The organism is Desulfovibrio desulfuricans DSM 642 (assembly GCF_000420465.1).
Taxonomy (GTDB): domain Bacteria; phylum Desulfobacterota; class Desulfovibrionia; order Desulfovibrionales; family Desulfovibrionaceae; genus Desulfovibrio; species Desulfovibrio desulfuricans.
Genome location: NZ_ATUZ01000013.1, coordinates 66,316 through 89,501, shown reverse-complemented (window position 1 = coordinate 89,501; position 23,186 = coordinate 66,316). Strand labels below are relative to the sequence as shown.

Genomic DNA, 23,186 nt, shown 5'->3' with positions numbered 1-23,186 from the left:
AGCATGGGCCTTGTAATTTGGGCTACTTTTTGCCGTACACTGCCCTTGCAAGGCCAACCGCAAACGGCCCCGCCATCCCCGTAGGCGTGGTATTGGTAAGCGCCACAAAGGATATGCCGTTGGCGCGATCCATGAAAAAATGGCTTCCGTATGCGCCGCTCCAGCTCCAGGTGTTCTGGCCCGCGGGGTATTCCGCCTCTTCAGGGTGTAGCAGCACCGCGCCGCCAAAACCAAATCCCCAGCCCGGCGCAACAACTTCGTTGGTTTTACCTGCGGTTACACTCAGCCGTTGCGACAATATGGGACAGACCTGATCGGCAGTCATGGCCTTCGCGGTATCCGGTTTGAGGATGGAGCCGCCGTTTTCGCGCACGGCCTCGAGAAATTTCAGGTAGTCTGCCGCTGTTCCAACCATCCCTGCCCCGGCGGAGGGAAAGGCCTGTTCGTCCAGCGCCCTCCCCGGCTGAAAGCGCGTTGCGGAAACAGCATTGGACACAATTTCAGTTTCCGCCATGCGCTGGGCCTTGCCATTGGCCCACACATAGGGTGCGGCAAGCAGGTCAGGATCATCTGCCATAAAGCCTGTGTGCGTCATGCCCAGCGGCCCGGTTACAAGCTCCTGCACCACATTGGGCAGCTTGTCCCCGCCAGCCCGTGATACGATTTCGCCCAGCACATCAATGGCAAGGGAGTATTTCCAGTCTGTACCCGGCTCATAATAAAGCGGCACCGTGGCAAGCCGCCAGATGTTTTCTTCCAGCGTGATGGGCGGGTCATCCAGTCCATCGGAAACTTCGGCCAGCGCCATGGGGCCATCGGGCGGCTCCGAAAATCCATAAGAAAGCCCGGCAGTGTGCGTGAGCAGGTGCCGCACGGTAATGACCGGATCCGCCTTGCCCGCAAGCGCAGGGGTAAAGGAGGGGATCCAGCGGGTTACGGGATCGTCCAGAGCGATCATGCCCTTCTCCACCAGAGCAAGTGCTGCGGCGCTCGCAATGGGCTTGCTCATGGAGGCCAGCCGAAAGCGCGTATCCGGACTCATGGGGGTGCCTTTTTCCACATCGGCCATGCCCACAGCCCGCGCATAGACCACCTGCCCCTGACGGGCAACCATGACCACAGCCCCCACTATGCGGCCCTCGGCCACAGCCTTGTTCAACACGGCATCAAGCCGCTGGGCCAAAGCCACATCGGCTGGCTTTTCGGCGTTGGCGGCGCTGCTGCCAGCCGGAACCAAGGCGCAAAGGGCAACAATCAGCAGGGCAACAAACCGGGACGCCAGTTTGCCCGCAAACAAATTCATTATTTTTTTCTGCTTCTGCACGCATCCTCCCCGAAGGCAAAACTGCCCTGCCCTATTTCTGCTGATAGAGCCATTTTTGGTCACATATGTAAATACCGGGCACACTTTTCACAAGCATTGGACGCTTAACAAAGAAAAAGCATTCCGCTAGGATTAAAACCAAGCAGGAGGACACCATGAATCCACTCTTTTCTCCCATCAAACTCAAAGGGCTGACACTGCCCAACCGGATAGTCGTCCCCCCCATGGATCAATACTCGGCAGAAGAGGGCCGCCCCGTGCAATGGCATGTCATGCACTACGGCACTCTTGCCGTTTCCGGCGCCGGGCTGCTCATTGTGGAAGCTACGGCTGTGGAAGCGCCAGGGCGCATATCCCCGCAGGATCTCGGTCTGTGGAATGAGGCGCAGGAAGCCGCCCACAAGGCCATGCTCGATTCCATCCGCTCCTATTCTTCCACGCCCATCGGCATCCAGCTTGGGCATGCCGGACGCAAGGGCGCTACCGGACTCCCCTGGGAAGGCGGCAAGCCGCTCATGCCCGGGAACGGCGGGTGGGAAATATGCGCCCCCTCCGCCCTGCCCTATGCCCCGGGCCATCAAAAACCAACTGAACTCACGGCGGCAGACATTGCCCGCCTTACAGAATCCTTTGTCGCTGCAGCAAAGCGCGCTGTGCGCGCCGGGTATGACGCCATTGAGCTGCATGCGGCCCACGGCTACCTTATGCACGAATTCCTCTCGCCCCTCAGCAATGCCCGCACCGATGCCTACGGCGGCAGCCTCGCAAACAGAATGCGCTTTCCGCTGGAAGTGCTGGCAGCGGTACGCGCTGTTGTTCCGCCCAATTACCCGGTGGGCGTGCGCGTTTCCGGCACCGACTTTGCCGAAGGCGGCTGGAATGCGGAAGAATGCGCTGTCTTTGCCAGGGCAGTTGAAAAGGCAGGGGGCGCGTACATACACGTTTCCGGCGGCGGCCTTTCGCCCGACCAGAAGATTACCCTTGCGCCCGGCTATCAGGTGGCGCTGGCTGCGGCGGTCAAGGCCGCAGTGAGCGAGCTTCCTGTTATTGCCGTGGGCCTCATCACAGAGCCGGAACTGGCCTCAAGTCTTGTGGTTACAGGGCAGGCCGACATGGTGGCCATTGGCCGCGCAATGCTTTACGATCCGCGCTGGCCCTGGCATGCCGCTGCCGCTCTTGGGCAGACCATTGCCGGGCCGTCGCCCTACCTGCGCAGCAAGCCGCATAACGTGAAGGATCTTTTTGCGTAAGGGCTGATTTCCACAGCGCACACTCTAATGCAGAAGGCCCCGCTATCTTTATTTGATGCGGGGCCTTCTGCATTGACCAGCCAGATCAATACCGCGTGGGGATTGCTCCCGGCGCAGGATCTCGGAACATATCCGACTAGGGTGCGTCCACCTTGTGGGCCGGCGCTTGCGGCTGAGCCTGCGCTTGCGGCTGGGCCTGAGGTTCTGCTCCGGCATTGGCCTCGGGGCTGTTTACGATCTGGGTTTCCAGCGGGGCCGCCCCGCTGCGCAACTGCCAGCGCGTGATGGTCTTGGTGCTGAACATCCGCAGCGGTATATAAAAAAGAATGAACCAGAAAACCATGCTCGGCTGATTGCCAAACAGCGGCAAGGAAAAAGGCAGCTCAGGGCTGATCATGCCAAACCGCAACTGCATCCAGGCCAGCATGATGGGAACGGGCCACAGCGAAGCCACAAACAGGGCGTTGCTGAGCGAAAAATAATAGCCAAAAGCCTCATGCCCCTGGCGGTTTACGGCCTTGAAGGCTTCCTTGCCGGAGTTCTGCAGGGCGGATTCGCTCAGTTCATGGTAGTGCCGCATGTCATCCTGCAATTTTTTCAGGCGCTTGCGGTGCATGCGCTGGGCCATGCGCAGTGTGGCAATGCCTATAAGGCCCGCCACCAGCGCAAGAACTGCTGTTCCCAAAAAGTAGGCTGCCTCGGGCTGCGGCACCATGCGGTACGGCAGCACAAAAAAAGGATCAAGCCAGACTAGAAGTTGTTCCATATCTCAGAGGCTCCGTATTTCGCGCCGGGCTGATTCTACGCCCTTGCGCACGGGCAGATTACCATTCTGTTGTAAAAAGGAAACACTGCATCCCCGTGGGCAGGCCAGGGGGATGCAGTGTTTTTCATGTTTTCAGCATGTTCCGGACATAGCCGGAATACTAGCCGAACATCTTGATGTTGAAGAAGCCGCGCAGGATGTAGTCGGTGCCGACGTACAGGGCCAGCACGATGAACAGGCGCTTCAACCAGATTTCGGAGAAGAAACGCGAGGTGTAGGGGCCGACAATGGAGCCCACGGCAATACCGGCCAGTTCAAGACCGACCAGATTCCAGTCCACCAGCGCGCCGTGCAGCATGAGGGTGGTGATACCGGTGATCATGCTGAGCAGCACGGCCAGAGCGGAGGTACCGGCAGCCAGGTACATGGGAAGCTGGGTCACGCTGGTGATGAAAGGCACCAGCAGGAAGCCGCCGCCCACGCCCAAAAAGGCCGCGATGCTGGCGATAACCACGCCGCCGAAAAAGGGCAGCAGGGGGTTGAAGGCAAATTCCACGCCGCAGAAGGTGAACTGGCAGCTGGTCATGGAGAACTTGATGAGCTTCACGCCCGTGGGGGCAACAACGCCTTCGCCCTTGGACTTGGCGGCAGCTTCAAAAGCCTTGGCGGCTTCCTTGGCCTTGGCCTTGGAGCGCTGACCGGCGGGGGAGGTTTCCCACATCAGGTACAGGCCCAGCAGCAGCACGAAGAGGCCAAAATAGCCCTGGTAGGACGAGAAGTTCAGCTTGCCGGCAGTCAGAGAAACAGCACTGAAAGCGCCCACGATGGAGCCAAGGCCCAAGGCGAAGCCCAGGGGCAGCACAAGACGCTTCATGCGGTAGTAGCTGAACGTGCTGATAACAGCGGAAAGACCGGCGAGCATCTGGTTGGAGGCGCGCACGGAGTCGGTGACGGACTTGTTAAGGGGCGTCTTGCCAAAAGATTTGGCATACGCGCCAAGGCCGTGCACGGTCATGTGGCCCACGCCAGCCATAACGCCGCCAAAAGCGCCCACGGTGGAGAAAATCCAGCCCACCCACAAGGCCCAGCCAAAGGCCAGAATCATGTTGACCTTGGGGCCGCCGGGGATGCCGAGATAGCCGGGTTCAGCCTGCATATTGAGGGTATTGGGAGCCGTTTCCACCTGTTTGGCGATGGCATTGGCAAGCACACTGCCGTCAGCGGCAAGGGCGACACTGGCGGTCAACACCAGAAGTGAAGCCACCACGCCGAAAAGTACCCACTTGTTTCTCATTCCAACTCCTCCCGATCAACGTCGCACAAGCGAACGGATAATAATGCCTGAAAGCGGCCAGTTGAGGCGGCTTCCTAAAAAAACACATGCACCCACGAAAGCAGCGTCTGCGGGAACACGCCCCACAACACCACACCTGTCAGACAGCACAGAAGTACAGCCCTCACGCCCGCACCGCCCGAAGCTGCCTGTATGGTGGCGGGGTGATTTGCCGGGGCCTCCTGCATGTACATGCGTCGTGCCACTCCAAGATAATACCATGCGGAAATGGTGCTGCTGATCACAGCCACAAGCACCGTTACCGTATACCCTGCCGAAAAGGCTTCTTTAAAGAGCATGAATTTGCCCATAAAGCCCGCAGTCGGCGGAATGCCCGTCAGGGAAAAAAGAAAAACCAGCATGGCCGCAGCAAGGGCGGGATGTCGTGCGGCAAGGCCCGAGTAATCATCCAGATCTTCACCCGCATCAGCCAGCGGATTATTTCCCTGTTTTTTCCCGTACACGGCAAGGTAGCCCATGATGGCAAAGGCCCCCATGTTCATGCACAGGTAAATGGTCAAATACGCCGCCGTGGCGCGCAGGCCGTCGGCTGTGCACGCGGCAAGCCCCAAGAGGGCATAACCCGCGTGAGCTATGGCCGAGTACGCCAGCATGCGTTTAAGGCTTGTCTGCATTACGGCAGCGATATTGCCCAGAAGCATTGTCAATGTGGCCATCAAGGCCAACGCCCCGCTCCACTGAGCGCCCAGTTGCGGCAAGGCCATGACCAGTACGCGCGCAAGCACGGCGAAACTGGCTGTTTTGGCCGCCACAGACATAAAGGCGGTCACGGTTGTGGGCGCGCCTTCATACACATCAGGCACCCACACGTGGAAGGGCGCGGCAGCTACCTTGAACCCCATGCCTGCCAGCATAAGCGCCAAAGCAACTACCAGGGCGGGCATGGTCTGCCCGGTTGCGGCAACAGGCAGTGCCGCAGCGATCTGCGCAAGCTCGGTATGCCCGGTAAGCCCGTACAGCAGGGACATGCCAAAAAGCAAAAGAGCTGAAGCGAAACTGCCCATCAAAAAATATTTAATGGCCGATTCACTGCTGCGCGGATCGCCAGTGCGCAGGGCCACCATCGCATAAATGGGCAGGGCCATGAGCTCAAGCCCCAGATAGAGCACAATGAGATCACCAGCCGAGGCCATTACGCACATGCCCAGTGTTGAACATACTGCAAGGCAGTAATATTCGCCCTGACGCATTTGGGCATGTGAAAAAAAACTTTCGCCATTAACGCCGTAAAAGCAAGTGCTACTACGCAAATGGCTTTAAAGAGCGCTCCAAAACCGTCAGCACGGAACATTCCGTCAAAAGAAACACTCCCGCCGCCCGCAGAAACTGCTACAATTGCTGCAAAAGCTGTTATTGCACCAACGACCGTCAGCCATTGCAGAAAAGTCCGCGCCCTTGGAAAAAACATGTCGGCGCACAGCAGGCCAATGGCCGTGGCCAAGAGCGTCAGTTCCGGCAGCAGGGCCGGAAGTTCTTTCAGCAATGGCAGGGCCGAAAGAGGCGCTACGGATATGGCTGTCATGATAGCTCCTATGGTGTTGCCCTCGTGCCGCAAGACACGTTGTCCGCCATCTGTCTGGGACATGCGCTGGCCTGTGGCGGGGGCGCAAACATTTATTGCCTGTGCGCGGGCCGGAACAGTGTCGTGCCGCCCTGCCCGCGATGTCGTCTAGACCAGATTACCTTTGAAATGCTTCACATTTCAAAGGTGTCATTCTGCCGAAAAATGCGATTTTCGGCAGAATCCACGCCACGTTGTGGCGCGCTGCACTCTCGTGCAGCGGTAGAGCATTTAACCTTTTCAAAGTTGAAATGCTCTAGTTTGCGGCAAAAACCGCAAAGGCCTGCTGGGTATCTGCCACCAGATGTTCCACCGTAACGTGCATGTATTCCAGCAGCACGTTTGGGAAGATGCCGATGCCAACGATGAGCAGGCTCATGGTCAGCAAAATGGCTATCTCGCGCCCATCAAGTTTTTCCCCAACCAGACCGCGCACGGTTTCAGACACCTGACGGAAAAACACGCGCTGATACAGCCAGAGCATGTACCACGCGCCCAATATCAGGCCGGAAGACGCCACCACCGCAGCCCAGGGCGCGCGTTCAAAACCGCCGAGCAGGATCAGGAATTCGCCCACAAAACCGTTGGTGCCGGGCAAACCCACCGCCGCCAGGGTAAAGACCATAAAAAAGGCCGCCAGCACAGGCATCACCGAGGCCAGTCCGCCGTATACCTTGATCTCGCGTGTATGAGTGCGGTCATAGAGCATGCCCACGCCCAGAAAGAGCGCGCCAGTCACTATGCCGTGGTTGATCATCTGCAAAATGGAACCTTCCACACCCTTTTGGGTCAGCGAAAAAAGCCCCAGAGTCACAAAGCCCATATGACTGACGGAACTGTAGGCGATCAGCCGCTTTACGTCCGCCTGCGCAAGGCAGACCAGCGCGCCGTACACAATGGCGATGACGGAAAGCACCAGCATGGGCTTGAGCAGCACCCATGCGGCATAGGGAAACAAAGGCAGCGAGAATCGCAAAAAGCCGTACGCGCCCATCTTGATCAGCACGCCAGCCAGAATGACCGAGGCCGCCGTGGGCGCTTCGGTATGCGCATCGGGCAGCCAGGTGTGCACGGGCCACATGGGCACCTTGACCGCAAAAGCGGCAAAAAAGGCCCAGAACAGCAGCAATTGCAGCCGGGGGGCAAAGTCGTTGCGCGCCAGCGCCATGATGTCGAAGGTATGCCCGCCCTTGAGGTAGAGCAGGATGATGCCCAGCAGCATCAGCAAACTGCCCAGCAGGGTGTACAGAAAGAACTTCACCGTGGCGTAACTGCGGCGCGGCCCGCCCCACACGCCAATGAGCAGGAACATGGGAATGAGCATGGCTTCCCAGAAAATGTAAAACAGCATGAGGTCAGTGGCGCAAAACACGCCCACCATGGCGCTTTCAAGCAGCAGCAGACTGATAAAAAACTCCTTGGCCTTGACCTTGATGCTTTTGTACGACACCGCCACGCCCATCAGGGTTATGAGGGCCGTCAGGGGCAGAAACAGCACGCTTATGCCGTCCACGCCCAGAGCGTAATTGATGTTCAGGCTCTCAATCCACGCGCAGTTTTCCACCAGTTGCATCTGCCACAGGCTTTTATCAAAGCGGCCCAGGGCCACAAAGCTCAGGCACAGCTCAATCAGGCAGACGGCAAGCGTGCCCAGCTTGATGGTTTCTTCATTGCGGCGCGCAACAGCCAGCAGGGAAAGCCCACCCGCCAGAGGCACAAAGATGAGCAAGGAAAGAACAGGTACAGACATGCGATCTCCCCGCCGTTGTTAGGAAAAAAAGCCCAGTTGCAATACCAGCAAGAGCGCTGCCGCGCCCCCGGCCAGCCATGTCAGATAATGCGCCACCTGCCCGTCCTGAAGCTTGCGCAGGCTTGTGGACAGTCTGCCGATGGCGCGCGGCACACCGTTGACAACGCCTTCAATACCGCGCGTGTCCACCACGCCCAGCAACAGGTTATCCGCCAGCCACAGCGTGGGCCGCACAAGACAGGCCACATAGATTTCGTCCACCCAGTACTTGCGCGAAAACAGTCGGTACAGGCCGCTGAAAGCCCTTGCCACCTTGCCCGGCAGTTCCGGGCTGCGGCAATACATGAGCCAGGCCAGGCCGATGCCCGCAAAGCCAGCAGCTACGGAAACAGCCATCAGCCCAAGCTCCACAGCGCCGGATACATGCACGTGCGGGTGCCCCGTCACCGGAGCGAGAAACTCCGCCCAGTGGTTGGAACCGCCCAGAACATGCGGAATGCCCAGCCAGCCCGAGGTCACAGCCCCCACGGCCAGCACCAGCAAAGGCACAGTGACCACGCGCGGCGATTCGTGCAGATGCTCGCGCTGGTGCTCCGTCCCCCGAAACTGGCCCATAAACACGCTGAAATACAGACGGAAGGAGTAAAAAGCCGTCATAAAGGCCACCAGTACGCCCACGCCCCAGGCCAGATAGCCCGTGAACGTGCCAGCGTTGAAGGCCATGAGCAGGATTTCATCCTTGCTGAAAAAGCCAGCCAGCCCCGGCACACCGGCGATAGAGAGCGAGGCCAGCAAAAAGGTGGCGCTGGTAATGGGCATGTACCCTCCAAGCCCTCCCATGGAGCGCATGTCCTGCTCGTGGTGCATTCCCAGAATCACCGAGCCGCAGCCAAGGAAGAGCAAGGCCTTGAAAAAGGCATGGGTAAACAGGTGGAACACGCCAGCGCCGTAAGCCCCCACGCCGCAGGCAATGAACATGTAGGCCAGCTGGCTGATGGTCGAATAGGCCACCACCCTCTTGATGTCGGTCTGTGTGAGCGCGATGGTGGCGGCAAAGAGCGTTGTGACCGCGCCTACTACCGTAATGACGGCCAGCGCCGTGGGCGACAACGCAAACAGGGCATTGCAGCGCGCCAGCATGAAAACGCCCGCCGTCACCATGGTGGCCGCGTGGATAAGCGCGCTCACCGGGGTGGGGCCTTCCATGGCGTCGGGCAGCCACACATGCAAAGGAAGCTGGGCCGACTTGCCCACCGCGCCGCAGAACAGCAGCAGGCAAATGAGCGTGGGCGCGCTGACCGTATAGCCGCACAGGGTAAAGGTCATGCCCTCAAGCATTCCAGCCTGGGGCAACACGTCCGCATAGTGCAGGCTGCCAAAGATGGTGAAGATGCAGAACAGCCCGAGCAGGAAGCCAAAGTCGCCGAACCTGTTGACGATAAAGGCCTTCTTGCCCGCGTCCGAAGCGGAATCCTTTTCATAATAAAAGCCGATGAGCAGGTAGGACGAAAGCCCCACAGCCTCCCAGCCAAAAAAGAGCTGCAAGAAGTTGTTGCCCATGACCAGCATGAGCATGGAAAAGGAAAACAGGCCAAGATAGGCAAAAAAGCGGTAATAGCCCTTTTCGCCCCGCATGTAGCCCACGGAATAGATGTGCACCAGGGTGCTGACGCTGGTAACCACCACCAGCATGACCGCCGTGAGCTGGTCCACCAGAAAGCCAAAGGTCACGCGCAGGTTGCCGGAGGCTATCCATGTATGCACATCGGCATTGACGATATTGCCAGCCAGCACATCCCGCAGGGCAAGCAAGGCGCAGACAAGCGAGACGCCAATGGCCGCAATGGGCAGCCAGTGGGCGCGCTCACCCCATTGGCGGCCGCAGATCAGGGTGAGCACAAAGGCCAGCAACGGGCACAGAGGAATAAGCAGCAAATATATTGGCATGTTTACCCCCGCATCGTGGTTATGTCTTCGTTACGCACACTTTTGTGGCTGCGGAACAGACAGATGACAATGCCAAGCCCCACTGCGGCCTCGCAGGCGGCAACGGTGATGATGAAAATGGTAAAAGCCTGCCCGCGCAGAGCGTCCATGAAATAGCTCATAGCCACCAGATTGAGGTTGACGCCGTTGAGCATCAATTCAAGAGAGAGCAGCATCACAATGATGTTGCGGCGCGTCAGAAATCCGGCCACGCCTATGCAGAAAAGCACTGCTGCCAGCGCCATGTACCAGGAAAGGGGAATCACGCCGCGCCTCCTTGGTCTTTGTTGCCGCTCACGCAGGGGCAGGCCTTGTTTTCGGCCTGCGCCGGGGTGGGTGTGCACACGGGCTGCCTGCGCGCAAGGGTCAGGGCAGCCACCAGAGCCACCAGCAGCAGCACGCCCGCAATTTCCAGCGAAAGAAAATGGTTGGTGAACAGCTCGCGGCTCAAGGCCTTGGTGTGCGTGACCTCGCGCAGGGCTTCAAGGGGCCATTGGCCCTTGCCGCCCGGTACAAAGCCAGCCACGCCCCAGAGCATGCCGCCGCACAGGGCAGCAGCCAGCGCGTAGCCCACGAGGGGCTTGGGGGTCAGGGCAGGCAGCCGCAACTCGCGTTGCAGGTTCACCAGAAAGAGCACAAAAAGGTACATGACCAGGATGGCCCCGGCATAGACGATGATCTGTATGGCAGCCAGAAATTCGGCCTGCAAGGTCAGGTAGACCGCCGCCATGTGGAAGAACAGCAGCAGCACCAGCAACACGCAGTGAATGGGATTGCGCAGGCTGATAGCCAGCACGCCGCACACGGTTATGACAAAGGCGCAGTATAGAAAGAATATTTCACCAAACACCGCTCCACCTCCGCAGTGGACTTGCGCTCTGTTCCGGGATGCCTCGGCAAGGAGGCCTGTCATCCACGCTCACCGCCCGTCCTGCCGTGCATGCCTTTTCCGCTACGGGCAAGGAGGCCTGCAACGTACGGGCATTGCCGCAGATCAACACAGATTTTTGGCAGATCATTGCGCAGCACCGTCCTGATTCGTCTGACCATGGCCGGGCGCGCTCGGGGTCGGCTCCGCATATTGCGTGCGAACCTGCGCAGCACGGTGATTCTTGCCCACCCACTGCTCCGCTCCGCTCCATTCCGCATCCACCGCAACCCGCTTGGTATGCGCCAGCGCGCCCTCGGGCATGTTGCGGGGGCGGCACAGGGGGTTCACATAGCCTTTCATGTCGCCCTTTTGCGCCGCAAAGTCGTCCCAATTGTCCAGCAGGGCCTGCCTGTCGAACATGAAGGCCGAACGCCCGTTGGCTGCGTAAGCATAGACTTCCGTCAGCACGATGGCGTTCACCGGGCAGACCTCCGCGCAGTAGCCGCAAAAAATGCAGCGCAGGGCGTCGATGTTGTAGGCATCCACGACGCGGCTGTTATCTGCGGCGCGGCTCCAGCGGATGCGTATGCAGTGCGAGGGGCATACCCGCGCGCAGCGCATACAGGCAACGCAACGGCTCTCGCCGGTTGCGGCATCGCGCACCAGGGCGTGCCGCCCGCGAAAACCCGCGGCGACCACGGGTTTTTCTTCCGGGTACTGCCGCGTGATGGGGCGATTGAACATGCGCCGCAAGGTCAGGGCCATGCCCTGGGCTATTTCTGTCTGCAACAGGGTTTGCAGCCAGTTGCGGGGCGCTTTGTACTGAATCTGCATCTTTGCTCTCCTCATCAAGAGGCTAGGGCCTTGCCCAGGGCGGTAATCACAATATTGAAGAGCGCCAGAGGGATAAGCACCTTCCAGCCAAGGGCCATGAGCTGGTCGTAGCGGTAACGCGGCAACGTGGCCCGCACCCAGAAAAAGAAAAACATGACGCCGTAGACCTTGAGCACCAGCCAGAACGGCGGGAAAAAGTCCACTTCCACCGGGCCGCGCCAGCCGCCCAGAAAGCAGACAACGCCCACCGTGGCCATCACAAACATGGACGTGTATTCGGCCATAAAAAACAGGGCGTAACGCATGCCGCTGTATTCCGTGCAATAGCCGGAAACAAGCTCGCTTTCCGCCTCGGGCAGGTCAAAAGGCACGCGGTTGGTTTCTGCCAGCATGGCAACGCAAAAGATGAAAAAGCCGATGCACTGACGGAAGGCGAACATGCCGAAAAACGAATCACCCTGCGCCGCCACAATGTCGCCCAGATTGAGCGAACCGGAGAGCAGCATCACGCCCACAAGGCTGAGGCCCATGGCGATTTCATAACTGATTACCTGCGCCGAGGCCCGCAACCCGCCAAGAAAGCTGAACTTGGAGTTTGAGGCCCAACCCGCCAGCACAACCCCGTAGCTGCCAAGGGAACTCATGGCGAACACAAAAAGCAGGCCGATATTGATGTTGGACAAAGCCCAGCCCTCGGCCCACGGCAATATTGCCAGCGAGGCAAAGGCAGGCACCAGACAGATGATCGGAGCCAGCATGAAAATGGGCTTGTCTGCCGCCGAGGGGATGATGTCTTCCTTGAAAAAGCTCTTGATGCCGTCCGCAATGGGTTGCAGCAGCCCAAGCCAGCCCACGCGGGTGGGGCCCATGCGCATCTGCATATGGCCGATGACCTTGCGCTCAAAGTATGTGGCATAGGCCACATGCAGCAGCACGACCACCAGAAGCACGACAAGTTGCAGCACAATTACCAGAACATTCATGGTTTCCCTGCCAGATTGGTTGTAGCCGTAAACCCGGTTGCCCTGCGCAGCCATCGGCCTTGCAGTCTGCCCCTTGGTTTACCGGTCAGATTCTCCCAGCACCACGTCCATGCTGCCGATATTGGCGATAAGGTCGGCAATAAGCCCGCCCGGGGCAATGCTTGCCAGCGCGCCGATATGGATAAACGACGGGCCGCGCACATGCATGCGGTAAGGCCTGCTGCTGCCGTCGCTCACAAAGTAGAAGCCAAGCTCGCCCTTGGGGGCCTCCGTGGCTACGTACACATCGCCGGGCATATAGATATTGTTATCGTGCATGACCTGCCGCAGGCTGCCGCCAAAAAGCGCTGTTTCAGCCTTGCTGCGCCACGCCCTGTAGGGCATGAGCAGGTCGGGGGCGTCTGCCGCAAGGGTCGCGCCGGGGGGGAGCTGATCCACGCACTGTTGCAGAATGCGCACAGACTGGCGCATTTCTTCCATGCGGCAGCGGTAGCGGGCGTAAATATCGCCATCGCTGCCCAGCGGCACTTCAAAATCCACCAGATCATAGGCATCGTAGGGTTCGTGCTTGCGCACATCGTAATCCACGCCAGAGCCGCGCAGGCAAGCCCCGGTGAGGCCGAGAGCAAGAGCTTCCTTGGCGTTCAGCACGCCAACGCCCACCGTGCGCTGCAACCAGATGCGGTTGGTATCGAGCAGGGTTTCGTACTCAAGTATGCGCTTGGGGAAGATATTGAGAAAATCCTGCAAACCTTCCATGAAGCGCCCTGTCACGTCCTGCCGTACGCCGCCGATGCGCGGATACGTCAGGGTGAGGCGCGCGCCGCAGAGGTCTTCAAAAAGATCCAGCAGCATTTCGCGTTCGCGGAAGCAGTACAGAAAGACGGTCATGGCCCCGATATCCAGCGCATGGGTGGCAAGCCAGAGCAGATGCGAACACAGGCGCGACATCTCGCAGGCAATGGTGCGGATGTAACGCGCCCGTAGCGGAGCCTGCACGCCCAGCAGCTTTTCCACCGCAAGGCAGTAGCCCGTGTTGTTGGACATGGCGGCGATGTAATCCAGCCGGTCGGTGAGGGTGAGGGCCTGCGCGTAGGTGAAGGTCTCGGCCATTTTTTCAAAGCCACGGTGCAGATACCCCACCTGCGGGTCGCAGCTCAAAATGGTTTCACCCTCAAGCTCAAGGTCGAGGCGCAACACGCCGTGCGTGGCGGGATGCTGCGGCCCGAGGCGCAGGCTGGTGCGATCCTCATCGCTTTCGTCAAAGCAGTCAAAGTCGTCAGCGTCTTCTGGCAGTTCCCTGCCCAGCAGTTCCTGCATGTTCTGACGCCCCACAGGCTGGCCGTGACGCACAGGGCATTCAATGCTCTGTTTGAGGATATCACTCATGCTTTTCTCCCCCCTGCCAGCTCAGGGCGTCCGCCGCCCTGGCGTGTTCGCGCAGTTCGGTCAGGCCAGACCATTCAGGCACGCCGCGCGAGGGGATGCGCACAGGATAGGCCTTGCGCAGGGGGTGGCCCTGCCAGTCATCAGGCAACAGGATGCGGCGCAGGTCAGGGTGCCCCTTGAAGTGTATGCCCATGAGGTCAAAGACCTCGCGCTCAAGCCAGTTGGCCACAGGCCACAAGGGCACGGCGGAATCAATGCCCGCACCGGGATCGTCCAGTTGGGCGCGCAGACGCAGGGCAATGCGCTGATTCACGGAATACAGGTTGTAGACGACCTCAAACGCGCCAAGGCCCTCCTGCTTGCGGCGGCTGTTGTCCACCCCGCAGAGCGAGCGCAGGTGCATCATGTCAAAATGCTCCCTGGCGTAGACCAGCACATCAAGGATGCGACTGTGGCGCAGCAGCACTGCCGTCTGCCCACGAAACTCCTGTATGTCGAGCACTTCCTGCGGAAAAGCCTCACGCAGCAGACGCGCTATCTCCAGGGACTCCATCGAAATTGCTCCTTGTTAATTTTCTCCTGCAACTTGATAAAGCCATCAAAAAGCGCTTCCGGCCTCGGGGGGCAGCCCGGCACATAGACGTCTACCGGGATAATCTGATCCACGCCCTGAGTTACGGCATACGACTGAAAAAGCCCGCCGCTGCAAGCGCAACTGCCCATGGCGAGCACGTAGCGCGGCTCGGGCATCTGGTCATAAACCCTGCGTAGCACCGGGGCCATTTTTTTGCTCAGGGTTCCGGCCACCACCATGCAGTCTGCCTGTCGGGGGCTGGCGCGAAAGATGATGCCAAAGCGGTCAAGATCGTGCGTTGACGCGCCTGTAGCCATCATTTCGATGGCGCAGCAGGCAAGGCCAAAGGTCACTGGCCAGATGGAGCCGCAACGGCCCCAGTTGACCAGGGCGTTGAGCGGCCCAAGCACGGCGTTGGCGCCGGGGAAAAACCGCAGGCCGTCCTTGTGCACCACAGGCGGCTGGTCGCCATGCGCGGCGGTGCGAGTTTCTACTTCACCCATTCAAAGGCCCCCTTTTTCCAGGCATAGGCATAGGCCAGCACCAGCAGGGTCATGAAGGTCAGCATTTCCGCCAGCCCAAGGCTGCCCAGATGCACAAACTCCACTGCCCAAGTGTAGAGGAAGATGGCTTCCACATCGATGATGACAAAAAGAATGGCAACGTAATAAAATTTGATGGAAAAACGCGTGCGTGGCTCGGCGGTTGGCTCGTTGCCGCACTCATAGGGCATGAGCTTTTCGCGGTAGGGCCGACGCATGCGGAAAAACCGCCCGAAAAACAACGTAAGCACGCCAAAAAGCAGCGCAATAACAAGCAGCAGCAGAATGGCAAGATACTCTTCTCCGGCAACCGTAGGCACCATAAAAAGCCACCTTGTTGAATGTCTTCGTCATATTCCGGGCAGGCAGGGCCGAACAATCGCACGACCCTGCTCCGTCACCGGCGTCTCCTGCCAGAGCCGCCGCCAATCAACCTGAACATTCTGCCGCAGGCCCTGTAAGGCACCGCAGAGAACAAAACACGTTCTAGCGGACAACAGGCCTGTTGCGCTGCATCTGCCCGGCAAATTCCTGCCGCCTCTCCTGACTGGCCGCATCCGGCGTGGAGAATTGCAGACAGCTCATGGCGCAGGTTGTTACGCAGGCAGGCTTGAGGCCCTGATCAATGCGGTCGCGGCACAGGTCGCACTTATCCACCTTGCCGGTCTGGGCGTTCCACTGGGGCGCGGCCCAGGGGCAGGCGGTAATGCAGGCCTTGCAGCCCACGCAGGCCGAGGTTTCCACATAGACAATGCCATCGTCTCTGCGGCGCATGGCCCCTGTAGGGCAGGCCTTGACGCACCAGGGATTTTCACAGTGAAAGCACGAGGTGTACACAAAACCCAGCGCGGGCTTGGGTTCTGTCTGCTCAACGGAAAGAACGCGGCAGAAAAAAGCCCCCGGGCCGCCGTTGTGCAGGCTGCGGCACTGAACCTCGCAGGCCTTGCAGCCTATGCAATCCGCCGAATTGTGCATGACAATATATTTGCTCATAACCATCCTCCCACGCGGCTCGGTGGGTTGTTCCCGTAAATTTCCTTGCAGTATCAGGCCATGCCTTTGACAATATAGGCAGAGTCCGCCTAGGCAGCGCCGGAACCGGCCACCTTCTCCAGCGTGACAAAATGCTCCTGCATGGCAAGACCGCCGCCGCCCATATCCTGCATGCCCAAGCCGCCGCGCAGGCACTTGCTGTCAGAGATACCCTGATTGATGGCCCGACTTTCGCAAGGCAGGTCGTGCCCGAAGCCGTGCACCACAAAAATGGCCTCGGGATGAATGGCAGAGGTGATCTTGACCCCGGCCTCGCCCATGGATTTGCCTGCGGCATCACGCACGCGCACCCGGTCGCCGGGGTTGATGCCAGCGGCCTTGGCCTTCTTGTTATTGATCCACACGGTATTTTCAGGAACCTGCTCAAGCAGCAGCGGATTATTGATGGTATGGCCTTGTGTATGCACGGCCACCCGCCCAAAGGTAATGCGGTAGGCCCCCTCCGGCGGCGCAACGGGCGGCGTATAGGGGGGCAGCATGTTTTGGCCGCTGCCCTTGCCGTAGCCATCGCTGGTCAGTTCCACCTTGCCCGAGGCAGTGGGGAAGGAATAATTTGCCAGATCCACATACAGAGGATCGCTGGTGAGCGAAACAAAGCCCTTTTCGGCAAAGTCCGCGCTGGTGAGGCCTGTTCCTTCAAGCTGAAAACGCCACACGTCCTCCGCGCTTTCAAAAACCAGCGGATCAAGCCCGAGGCGCTTTGCCAGACCGCCGATAATTTCCCAGTCGGCCTTGGTGTCATAACGCGGCGGGATAACGCGGTTGCGCACAAAGAACTGCGGTTTGAGGCCGTTCTTGGTGGCAATGATGCTTTCGCGCGAAAGATAGGTGGAGAGCGGCAGCACTACATCTGAATACCATGCAGTGTCTGACCAGGAGAACGTGACGCTCACAAGCAGGTCAAGGCCGTCAAAGCGTTTGCGCAGCGCATCGGGATCGGGATAGCCCTGCAAGGGGTCGTGCCGCCAGCACATATAAGCCTTGACCGGAGCTGCCCCCTGCGGAGGATTGCTGATGGCTTCAAAAGCCTTGTGCAGCAAGCCCTTACCGGAGTCGAATGCCTTGTTGTCAACGCCAAGGCCATCAGCGCGCAAGCCCTTGGGCGCGGGGAAAAGATCCGTAAACTTCTTGAGCCCGGCCTTGCCGCATTCCTTGGGGGTACGGCCCGGCACTATGCCGCCCTTGACGCCCACGCCGCCCAGCAGGGCCGTAATGACCAGAGCAGTGCGCGCAACCTGAAAAGAATCCCCGTAGCGCGAGGTCATCCAGCCGGGATGCCAGATCACATGGGGAGCCGCAGCGGCAAGCGATTGCGCAAGGCGCACAATGGCCTGCGCATCGACCTGACACTGCTCGGCCGCCCATTCCGCCGTATAAGGAGCCACAAATTCGGCCAGTTCGGCAAAACCCGTGGTGTGGGCGTCCACATAATCCTTGTTGTAGAGCTTGCGGGTAATAAGCGTGTTGATGATGCCCAGATTGAAGGCGTAGTCCGTACCGGGGCGGACAAGCAGAAAATCATTGGCCTTGGAGGCCGAAACATTGTGGCGGATATCAATGACCGTCAGCTTGCAGCCTTCGCGCAGGGCCTGCATGACGATTCTGGCCTCGCCAAGGTTGATAGCTTCAAAAATGTTGCGCGTTTGCAGTACAATGTGCTTGCAGTTGGCAAAGTCGTTCACGGCCATGCCGCGCCCGAGGCCCATGACAGCCTTGCTGGCGTGGTGGGTATTGAGGTCGCACGAGGTGCTGTGCGTACAGACGTTGGGCGAACCGATGCCGCGCATGAATGCGCGGTACAGGTCGGTAAAGGGGCCATCTCGGTCAGACCACAATACGGCTTCCTTGCCGTGTTGCTGCTGCACTGCGGCAATTTTTTGCGCAACATAGTCAAAGGCTTCTTCCCACGAAACCTTTTTCCACTTGCCCTCGCCCCGCTCGCCAACGCGAATAAGCGGGCTCTGCGGGCACTCCGACTCGCGCTCAAGGGCCTTTCCAGCCACGCCGCGCGCGCACAAGGCACCCTTGAGGGGACTGTGCGGGTTGCCGTAAATCATACCCACGGAACCATCTTTTACTTCTACAGAAATTGGGCACCTTGCGGTGCACATTCCGCATACACTCTGAACCAACTGCATACTGCCCATAGTGCTTCTCTCGTGCGAGTAAGTGATATTGTCATCTGCCGTGTCACATCGGGCCAATCCCAAAAACAGCCCGAAGTGAAAAAAGGGGCTTCAGATGTGCCGCTGCAAACGTTTCAAAGCCACCGTAACTGTACCAATCTTGTCTGATTAGATAATTAGGAAGCATTGTCGCTAGCACAGTTTTTTTTTAATTTCCAGCCAGGTTCCTGTTTTCACACACTTTCTTTAAACCTTAATTTAATTGTAGTTTTTATAACTTGAGTGCATACTCAATTTTTTTTATTTATAATTTCAGCATATTGGAAATCATATTTTTTATACGAGAGTGATAAGATATTAATTTCACATTGATGCAGAGCTACCGATCAAATTGAGATCTGACGCAAAAAGAAATTTTGAACAATCCAATCAGTTAGTTGCAAAAACGGCGCGTTTTATCCCTTTACTCCTAAAATTTTGAAGTGTTATATTATTGTAGTGAAAATCAACGCAAATACCTGCCAAAGGATCCACCAGCATGCCTGCGGAACGGATACCTATAGCAAACCTGAAGCCGGGAATGTACGTGCTCAATCCGGGCATTTCCTGGATCAATGCCCCGCTGCTCTACATGCGCGAGGGTCTTGTGGCCGATCAGGCCGAGGTTGACGGAATCATCCAGCAGGGCTTTACCGAGGTAATTCACGATCCGGAGCGCGCCATTCCCGCCTACGAACTAGGCTGCGCTCTACCACGCGTTTTTTCATGCCACCTTGCGCAGGCACGAAGAGCGCACGCTGCCGCCTACGCTCATGTAAAAGCCGCCATGACTTCCGGCGAGTGCGGCAGCGCCGCCATTGCAGGGGCGGAACCCTGCGTTAAGTCCATCATCCTTGCCCTCAAGCGTAATGCCAACGCCATGCTGACCCTTGCCAACCTGAAAGGGCGTGACGAATACACGTACAGGCACAGCGTCAACGTGGCCATTTTCGCCGTTGCCTTTGCCCGGCATCTGGGCCTCACGGATCAGCAGCAGCAACTTGCCGGCATGGCCGGGCTGTTTCATGATTACGGCAAGGCGCTCGTGCCGAGAGAAATCCTCAACGCGCCGCGCACACTTTCCCCTCCTGAATTTGCCGTCATGCGCTTGCATGTGCTGCTCGGCTATGACGCCTTGCGCAAGATACCCAATATCGCACCAGAAATTCTGGAGGGCACAGCCCAGCACCACGAAATGCACGATGGCCTCGGGTATCCCTACGGGCTCAAGGGCTCAGCCATCGGCCTTTTTGGGCGTATCATCTCTATCTGCGATGTGTATGACGCACTTTCATCCAGGCGCGTATACAAAGCGGCCCTTTGCCCCAGCCATGCGCTGGCAATCATGTACAAAATGAACGGAACGGCATGGCCGCGCGGTTTTGCGGATTCTTTCATAAGAATGGTGGGGGTCTTCCCGCTAGGAACGGCGGTTAAACTTTCAGACGGGCGCATGGGCCTCATAAGCAGCTGCGACCCCAATTTTCCAACCCAGCCAACGGTGATCATTGTCAGAAAATCCAGAGGCGTAGCCTATATGGAAGACAGGCTTGACCTGTCGGCGGAAAACAAGATTTGCGTGAGCCGGGCGCTTTCATTCGATGAGACGGAAAATTGGGATATCCCACGCCTTTTGGGCATAACGGAATGAGCGGAATGAGAGCGGATGAAGGCAGTCAGCTTGCAGGCTGAGCAGGGAGGAAACGGAAGATGGAAAAGAGAAAAAAGAAGGAGGAAAAAGAAAAGAACAGAATCAGACTGTGCGCTTGAGCGCGGTGATTTCTTCAATCTGGCTTGGTGCAAGCTCTTGCAGGGCAAATTCAGGCCTTGCCAGATAAAAGCCCTGAGCAAGATCAAAACCCAGAGCAACAACGCTGGCGAGTTCCTCATGGGTTTCCACACCCTCGGCCACAGTGAGGATGCCCTTTGAGCGGCAATATACAAGAATATTTGAAAGAAATTCCCTCTTGGATGCCGGGGCCTTGTGGATGGCGCGGATAAAAAAACTGTCGATCTTGAGAATCTCGGGCGAAATATTCAAAAGCCGCAGCGCATTTGAGTGGGCGCAGCCAAAATCGTCAATGGCGATAAAGGCCGCTAGCTCCTTGCGCAACTGGCGCACCTTTTGGGCAAGGCCCTCCTCGCTGCTGGCGGTTTCTATGATTTCAAACACCATGTTGCGGCTTATGTCTTCATAGCGCGGGTGCATGTTGCGCAGCTCCCGGGCATCCAGATACTGGGCGGAAATGGCGTTGAAAAATATCTTTCTGGCGCCGAGCGAAGGGAGGTTCTTGCCCATCCAGTCAAAAATCATCCTGAACGTCAGATGCTCCAGCTGAGGCAGTTTTGACTGCGCCTCTGCCAGTTGCAGCACATCAAGCGGCGAGGCAAAATGCGGCGTCGTGGAGCGCATGAGCGCCTCATAGCCGTAAATAGCGCCATCTTTCAGGCTCACAATGGGCTGAAAGGCAAAGCGGATCAGCTGGCCTTCAAGCAATTCGTCCAGGCGTTCCTGACGGCTCAAGATATTGGCCTTGGCCCGGTAAACTTCGGGATTGAACCGCATGAGCGTGCCGCGATTGAAGTTCTGCACTTCAAACATGGCGTGGCTGGCATAATTCATGAGCACATCGCCGGTCATGGCATCGCTGGGATACACGGCCACCCCGAGCGAGGCGCGTATGCGCACAACTTCATTGGGCAGTTCAATGGTGGTGTTCAGCAGGGTTTTGCGGTTATCCTGCGCAAAGCGCAAGGCGCTTTCTTCATTATCAAAACCGTGGGCAAACACTGCAAATTCGCTGCCTGCCGTGCGGGCCAGCAGCACGGCGTCATTTTCGCACATCTGCAAGGCTTCAACCACCTTGCTTATGTACAGATCGCCCCCATCATAACCATGTGACTCATTAACATACTTGAGATTGTCCAGACCGCACGAAAGCAGCACGCCAAATTTTCCGGGCTGCATCTGCAAGGCTTCGCGCACGCCGCGAACAAAGGCCCGGCGGTTCATGAGGCCGGTTTCCACATCGTGATTCTGGTCGTGCTCGACCTGTTTTTTGCAGGTCTGCGCCTGATTGATAAGAAAGGTCAGCCCGTCAGAGAGGTCGCCCATATCGTCAACCGCAGGCATGGGGTAGCCCGCGCTGAATATGAGCAGTTGCCGCGCCAGGCGTTTGAGCTTGGCGTGCAGGCTTTCAAGGTGCGTGGAAAAGTGACGGCAGGATTTGGGCGGGCGGACAGACAGATCCCCCTCTGCCAGTGCCGCCGCGTAGACAGAAAGATCCGCGCAGGCCCGCGTAAGCTCGCACAGTTTCTCTGCTGTGGGCTGCTGCCCGCAGCCTTCAAATTCGGCCAGCGCAGCGTCAAATTGCCCGTGCAGCAGATTATCAAGGCCGGTTTCAATATCCATGTGCGCGCCTCAAGTGTGAGCCTCAAGAAAAGTTGAAAAAAACAGATGCGGCATCAGGCCCACGCACGGGCTATGCATCAAGCTCAGCAAAACCGGCTTCCTGTATTCTGACCATACTTTCAAGCACAGCCGCGCTCACGGCATCAAGATCGCACCCCTCGGGCAGGTGTTCTCCCGCCTTGCTCCTCAGCGTGGGCGCATCGTGGCTGCAATGCGCCAGGGCGTTGGCCGCAGAAAGCAGACGCGCCTCCATTTTATACGTTGTGGCAAGTTCGGGCGAATGGTGCAGGTTTATGGGTTCGGTAAGCACCAGTGGCAGCTTCCACTGATGCATCACTGCCGCGCCGATAAGCCCGTGATCCATGCCAAGCTGCGCGGTTTCAGCCTCGGAACTGCCGCAATTTTCGGCCTGTTCCATTTCTGCCGTCTTTTCCCAGAGGTCTGGCCGTGCGGCAGCAAAAAAAATCTTGCCCACATCGTGCAGCAAGCCAGCTATATATGCCTCGTCCGGCACCATGACCAGGCGCTCGCCAGCGCAGGCGCAAGGCCCGCATACGCCGTTATCGCCGCCAAGCAGATCCGCCAGGGTTCGGGCAATGGTTGCCACACAAAGCAGGTGTTTCCAGAACGCCGCAGTATCAAAACTTTTGGGAAGCTGGGCCTCGCGTATAAACGACGACATGCCCACCATGAGCACAAGCAGGCGCACTTCGCGCAGGCCCATGATGCTGATGGCTCTTTGCAAGGTAGAAACCTTGAATTCAAGCCCATACGCAGCCGAATTGGCCACTGTGAGCACACGCGTTGCGAGCCGGGGGCTTTTTTCAATCAGTGCAACGACCGATCGCACCGAGGCATTGGAGCCTTCCTGGGTAACCGCAAACAGCAGGGGGAGCAGCTTGGGTTCAAACGGCAGTGCCGGCGGATTTTGCAAAAGCTTTTGCAAAAACAGCCTGGACTCTTTTTGAGATTGCATGGCAAAATCCTGAGCTAGGGTTTGCACTGCCCCTGCGCACGGTAACACAACTTGCCCAGGCAGATGCCTGAACCCAAAGCCTGTCATATACGAAAAGTCAGGCCAAAGACAATAGCGCGCAATTCTTGATAACTAATACCAAATTGGCCGTAAAATCGGCACAGCCTGATACAAAAGTAGATATTTATTTATTGGGAACAAGAAGGTATCAACACGAGACCACACACCCTCGCACCATATCCAGCAACGATCAGACAAAAGAACTGAACAAAAATAGCAACATCGCTGCAAAATAAAAAATAAATACCGCAACGCATGCAAAACGATTACATATATACTGTTACGCAAGAACAAATGATTACAATTACGTGCGAATATATACAGCAACCACTTCAA

21 protein-coding genes are annotated in these 23,186 nt (G+C 58.0%); 2 read left to right on the top strand and 19 right to left on the bottom strand.

Features of this window, described 5'->3' with window-relative positions; all coding sequences use genetic code 11:
• Positions 1–22: 22 nt before the first annotated feature.
• Positions 23–1,324: a serine hydrolase domain-containing protein gene (locus G449_RS0105850; protein ID WP_211215141.1), complete on the bottom strand. Its 1,302-nt coding sequence runs from the start codon at positions 1,322–1,324 to the stop codon at positions 23–25.
• A 155-nt stretch (positions 1,325–1,479) separates the two neighbouring features.
• Between G449_RS0105850 and G449_RS0105845 the strand changes: the two genes are divergently transcribed.
• Entirely contained in the window at positions 1,480–2,574 is a 1,095-nt protein-coding gene (locus G449_RS0105845) for an NADH:flavin oxidoreductase/NADH oxidase (RefSeq protein WP_022658378.1), read from the top strand.
• Positions 2,575–2,710: 136 nt separating this feature from the next.
• On the opposite strand, the gene G449_RS16210 is transcribed toward G449_RS0105845, so the two are convergent.
• The 16 genes from G449_RS16210 to G449_RS0105770 all read right to left on the bottom strand — a co-directional run bounded on the left by G449_RS16210 (position 2,711) and on the right by G449_RS0105770 (position 18,384).
• On the bottom strand, positions 2,711–3,340 hold the full coding sequence (locus G449_RS16210) for a hypothetical protein (protein ID WP_022658377.1): 630 nt from the start codon (positions 3,338–3,340) through the stop codon (positions 2,711–2,713).
• Between the two features lie 160 nt (positions 3,341–3,500).
• Positions 3,501–4,634, bottom strand: coding sequence for a sulfite exporter TauE/SafE family protein (locus tag G449_RS0105835; RefSeq protein WP_022658376.1), 1,134 nt, complete (start codon positions 4,632–4,634; stop codon positions 3,501–3,503).
• Positions 4,635–4,708: 74 nt separating this feature from the next.
• Positions 4,709–5,884, bottom strand: a complete 1,176-nt coding sequence (locus G449_RS16205) for an NADH-quinone oxidoreductase subunit N (RefSeq protein ID WP_245559832.1) — start codon at positions 5,882–5,884, stop codon at positions 4,709–4,711.
• Positions 5,827–6,216 (bottom strand): hypothetical protein, encoded by a 390-nt coding sequence (locus tag G449_RS18615; RefSeq protein ID WP_034605166.1) that lies wholly within the window; start codon positions 6,214–6,216, stop codon positions 5,827–5,829. The genes G449_RS16205 and G449_RS18615 overlap by 58 nt, the downstream gene beginning before the upstream one ends.
• 295 nt (positions 6,217–6,511) lie before the next feature.
• Positions 6,512–8,005, bottom strand: coding sequence for an NADH-quinone oxidoreductase subunit M (locus G449_RS16195; RefSeq protein WP_022658375.1), 1,494 nt, complete (start codon positions 8,003–8,005; stop codon positions 6,512–6,514).
• 18 nt (positions 8,006–8,023) lie between these two features.
• Positions 8,024–9,952 carry an NADH-quinone oxidoreductase subunit L gene (gene nuoL, locus G449_RS0105820; protein ID WP_022658374.1) on the bottom strand — a complete coding sequence of 643 codons (1,929 nt, stop codon included), beginning with the start codon at positions 9,950–9,952 and terminating at the stop codon, positions 8,024–8,026.
• Positions 9,953–9,954: 2 nt separating this feature from the next.
• Positions 9,955–10,257: an NADH-quinone oxidoreductase subunit NuoK gene (gene nuoK / locus G449_RS0105815; protein WP_022658373.1), complete on the bottom strand. Its 303-nt coding sequence runs from the start codon at positions 10,255–10,257 to the stop codon at positions 9,955–9,957.
• On the bottom strand, positions 10,254–10,841 hold the full coding sequence (locus tag G449_RS16190) for an NADH-quinone oxidoreductase subunit J family protein (RefSeq protein ID WP_022658372.1): 588 nt from the start codon (positions 10,839–10,841) through the stop codon (positions 10,254–10,256). Before G449_RS16190 ends, nuoK begins: the two co-directional genes overlap by 4 nt.
• Positions 10,842–11,006: 165 nt before the next feature.
• On the bottom strand, positions 11,007–11,696 hold the full coding sequence (gene nuoI, locus G449_RS16185) for an NADH-quinone oxidoreductase subunit NuoI (protein ID WP_022658371.1): 690 nt from the start codon (positions 11,694–11,696) through the stop codon (positions 11,007–11,009).
• A 14-nt stretch (positions 11,697–11,710) separates the two neighbouring features.
• Complete coding sequence (nuoH, locus tag G449_RS0105800; RefSeq protein ID WP_027180741.1) at positions 11,711–12,679, bottom strand: NADH-quinone oxidoreductase subunit NuoH; 969 nt, start codon at positions 12,677–12,679, stop codon at positions 11,711–11,713.
• 78 nt (positions 12,680–12,757) lie between these two features.
• Positions 12,758–14,068, bottom strand: a complete 1,311-nt coding sequence (gene nuoD / locus G449_RS0105795; protein ID WP_022658369.1) for an NADH dehydrogenase (quinone) subunit D — start codon at positions 14,066–14,068, stop codon at positions 12,758–12,760.
• Entirely contained in the window at positions 14,061–14,621 is a 561-nt protein-coding gene (locus G449_RS0105790; protein ID WP_022658368.1) for an NADH-quinone oxidoreductase subunit C, read from the bottom strand. The genes nuoD and G449_RS0105790 overlap by 8 nt, the downstream gene beginning before the upstream one ends.
• Entirely contained in the window at positions 14,603–15,145 is a 543-nt protein-coding gene (locus tag G449_RS0105785; RefSeq protein WP_081640480.1) for an NADH-quinone oxidoreductase subunit B, read from the bottom strand. The genes G449_RS0105790 and G449_RS0105785 overlap by 19 nt, the downstream gene beginning before the upstream one ends.
• Complete coding sequence (locus G449_RS0105780) at positions 15,133–15,507, bottom strand: NADH-quinone oxidoreductase subunit A (RefSeq protein WP_022658367.1); 375 nt, start codon at positions 15,505–15,507, stop codon at positions 15,133–15,135. The genes G449_RS0105785 and G449_RS0105780 overlap by 13 nt, the downstream gene beginning before the upstream one ends.
• 163 nt (positions 15,508–15,670) lie before the next feature.
• Positions 15,671–16,177, bottom strand: coding sequence for a 4Fe-4S dicluster domain-containing protein (locus G449_RS0105775; protein WP_022658366.1), 507 nt, complete (start codon positions 16,175–16,177; stop codon positions 15,671–15,673).
• An 89-nt stretch (positions 16,178–16,266) separates the two neighbouring features.
• Positions 16,267–18,384 carry a molybdopterin-dependent oxidoreductase gene (locus tag G449_RS0105770; protein WP_022658365.1) on the bottom strand — a complete coding sequence of 706 codons (2,118 nt, stop codon included), beginning with the start codon at positions 18,382–18,384 and terminating at the stop codon, positions 16,267–16,269.
• 517 nt (positions 18,385–18,901) lie between these two features.
• On the opposite strand from G449_RS0105770, the gene G449_RS16180 reads away from it, so the two are divergent.
• Entirely contained in the window at positions 18,902–20,053 is a 1,152-nt protein-coding gene (locus G449_RS16180; RefSeq protein ID WP_022658364.1) for a cyclic di-GMP phosphodiesterase, read from the top strand.
• 102 nt (positions 20,054–20,155) lie between these two features.
• Here G449_RS16180 and G449_RS0105760 read toward each other — a convergent pair whose 3' ends face one another.
• Together G449_RS0105760 and G449_RS16175 are read right to left on the bottom strand one after the other, a co-directional pair.
• Positions 20,156–21,814: an EAL domain-containing protein gene (locus G449_RS0105760; RefSeq protein WP_022658363.1), complete on the bottom strand. Its 1,659-nt coding sequence runs from the start codon at positions 21,812–21,814 to the stop codon at positions 20,156–20,158.
• A 70-nt stretch (positions 21,815–21,884) separates the two neighbouring features.
• Positions 21,885–22,790 (bottom strand): HDOD domain-containing protein, encoded by a 906-nt coding sequence (locus G449_RS16175; protein ID WP_022658362.1) that lies wholly within the window; start codon positions 22,788–22,790, stop codon positions 21,885–21,887.
• Positions 22,791–23,186 lie beyond the last annotated feature (396 nt).

Excerpts from the sequence above, each read along its gene's own strand:
- G449_RS0105845 (WP_022658378.1), top strand. The coding sequence starts at position 1,480 with ATGAATCCACTCTTTTCTCCCATCAAACTCAAAGGGCTGACACTGCCC.
- G449_RS0105835 (WP_022658376.1), bottom strand. The coding sequence starts at position 4,634 with ATGAGAAACAAGTGGGTACTTTTCGGCGTGGTGGCTTCACTTCTGGTG.
- G449_RS0105780 (WP_022658367.1), bottom strand. The coding sequence starts at position 15,507 with ATGGTGCCTACGGTTGCCGGAGAAGAGTATCTTGCCATTCTGCTGCTG.
- nuoD (WP_022658369.1), bottom strand. The coding sequence starts at position 14,068 with ATGAGTGATATCCTCAAACAGAGCATTGAATGCCCTGTGCGTCACGGC.
- nuoL (WP_022658374.1), bottom strand. The coding sequence starts at position 9,952 with ATGCCAATATATTTGCTGCTTATTCCTCTGTGCCCGTTGCTGGCCTTT.
- G449_RS0105770 (WP_022658365.1), bottom strand. The coding sequence starts at position 18,384 with ATGGGCAGTATGCAGTTGGTTCAGAGTGTATGCGGAATGTGCACCGCA.
- G449_RS16210 (WP_022658377.1), bottom strand. The coding sequence starts at position 3,340 with ATGGAACAACTTCTAGTCTGGCTTGATCCTTTTTTTGTGCTGCCGTAC.
- G449_RS16175 (WP_022658362.1), bottom strand. The coding sequence starts at position 22,790 with ATGCAATCTCAAAAAGAGTCCAGGCTGTTTTTGCAAAAGCTTTTGCAA.
- G449_RS0105790 (WP_022658368.1), bottom strand. The coding sequence starts at position 14,621 with ATGGAGTCCCTGGAGATAGCGCGTCTGCTGCGTGAGGCTTTTCCGCAG.
- G449_RS0105785 (WP_081640480.1), bottom strand. The coding sequence starts at position 15,145 with ATGGGTGAAGTAGAAACTCGCACCGCCGCGCATGGCGACCAGCCGCCT.
- G449_RS0105760 (WP_022658363.1), bottom strand. The coding sequence starts at position 21,814 with ATGGATATTGAAACCGGCCTTGATAATCTGCTGCACGGGCAATTTGAC.
- G449_RS16195 (WP_022658375.1), bottom strand. The coding sequence starts at position 8,005 with ATGTCTGTACCTGTTCTTTCCTTGCTCATCTTTGTGCCTCTGGCGGGT.
- nuoH (WP_027180741.1), bottom strand. The coding sequence starts at position 12,679 with ATGAATGTTCTGGTAATTGTGCTGCAACTTGTCGTGCTTCTGGTGGTC.
- G449_RS0105775 (WP_022658366.1), bottom strand. The coding sequence starts at position 16,177 with ATGAGCAAATATATTGTCATGCACAATTCGGCGGATTGCATAGGCTGC.
- G449_RS18615 (WP_034605166.1), bottom strand. The coding sequence starts at position 6,216 with ATGACAGCCATATCCGTAGCGCCTCTTTCGGCCCTGCCATTGCTGAAA.
- G449_RS16180 (WP_022658364.1), top strand. The coding sequence starts at position 18,902 with ATGCCTGCGGAACGGATACCTATAGCAAACCTGAAGCCGGGAATGTAC.
- G449_RS16205 (WP_245559832.1), bottom strand. The coding sequence starts at position 5,884 with ATGCGTCAGGGCGAATATTACTGCCTTGCAGTATGTTCAACACTGGGC.
- nuoI (WP_022658371.1), bottom strand. The coding sequence starts at position 11,696 with ATGCAGATTCAGTACAAAGCGCCCCGCAACTGGCTGCAAACCCTGTTG.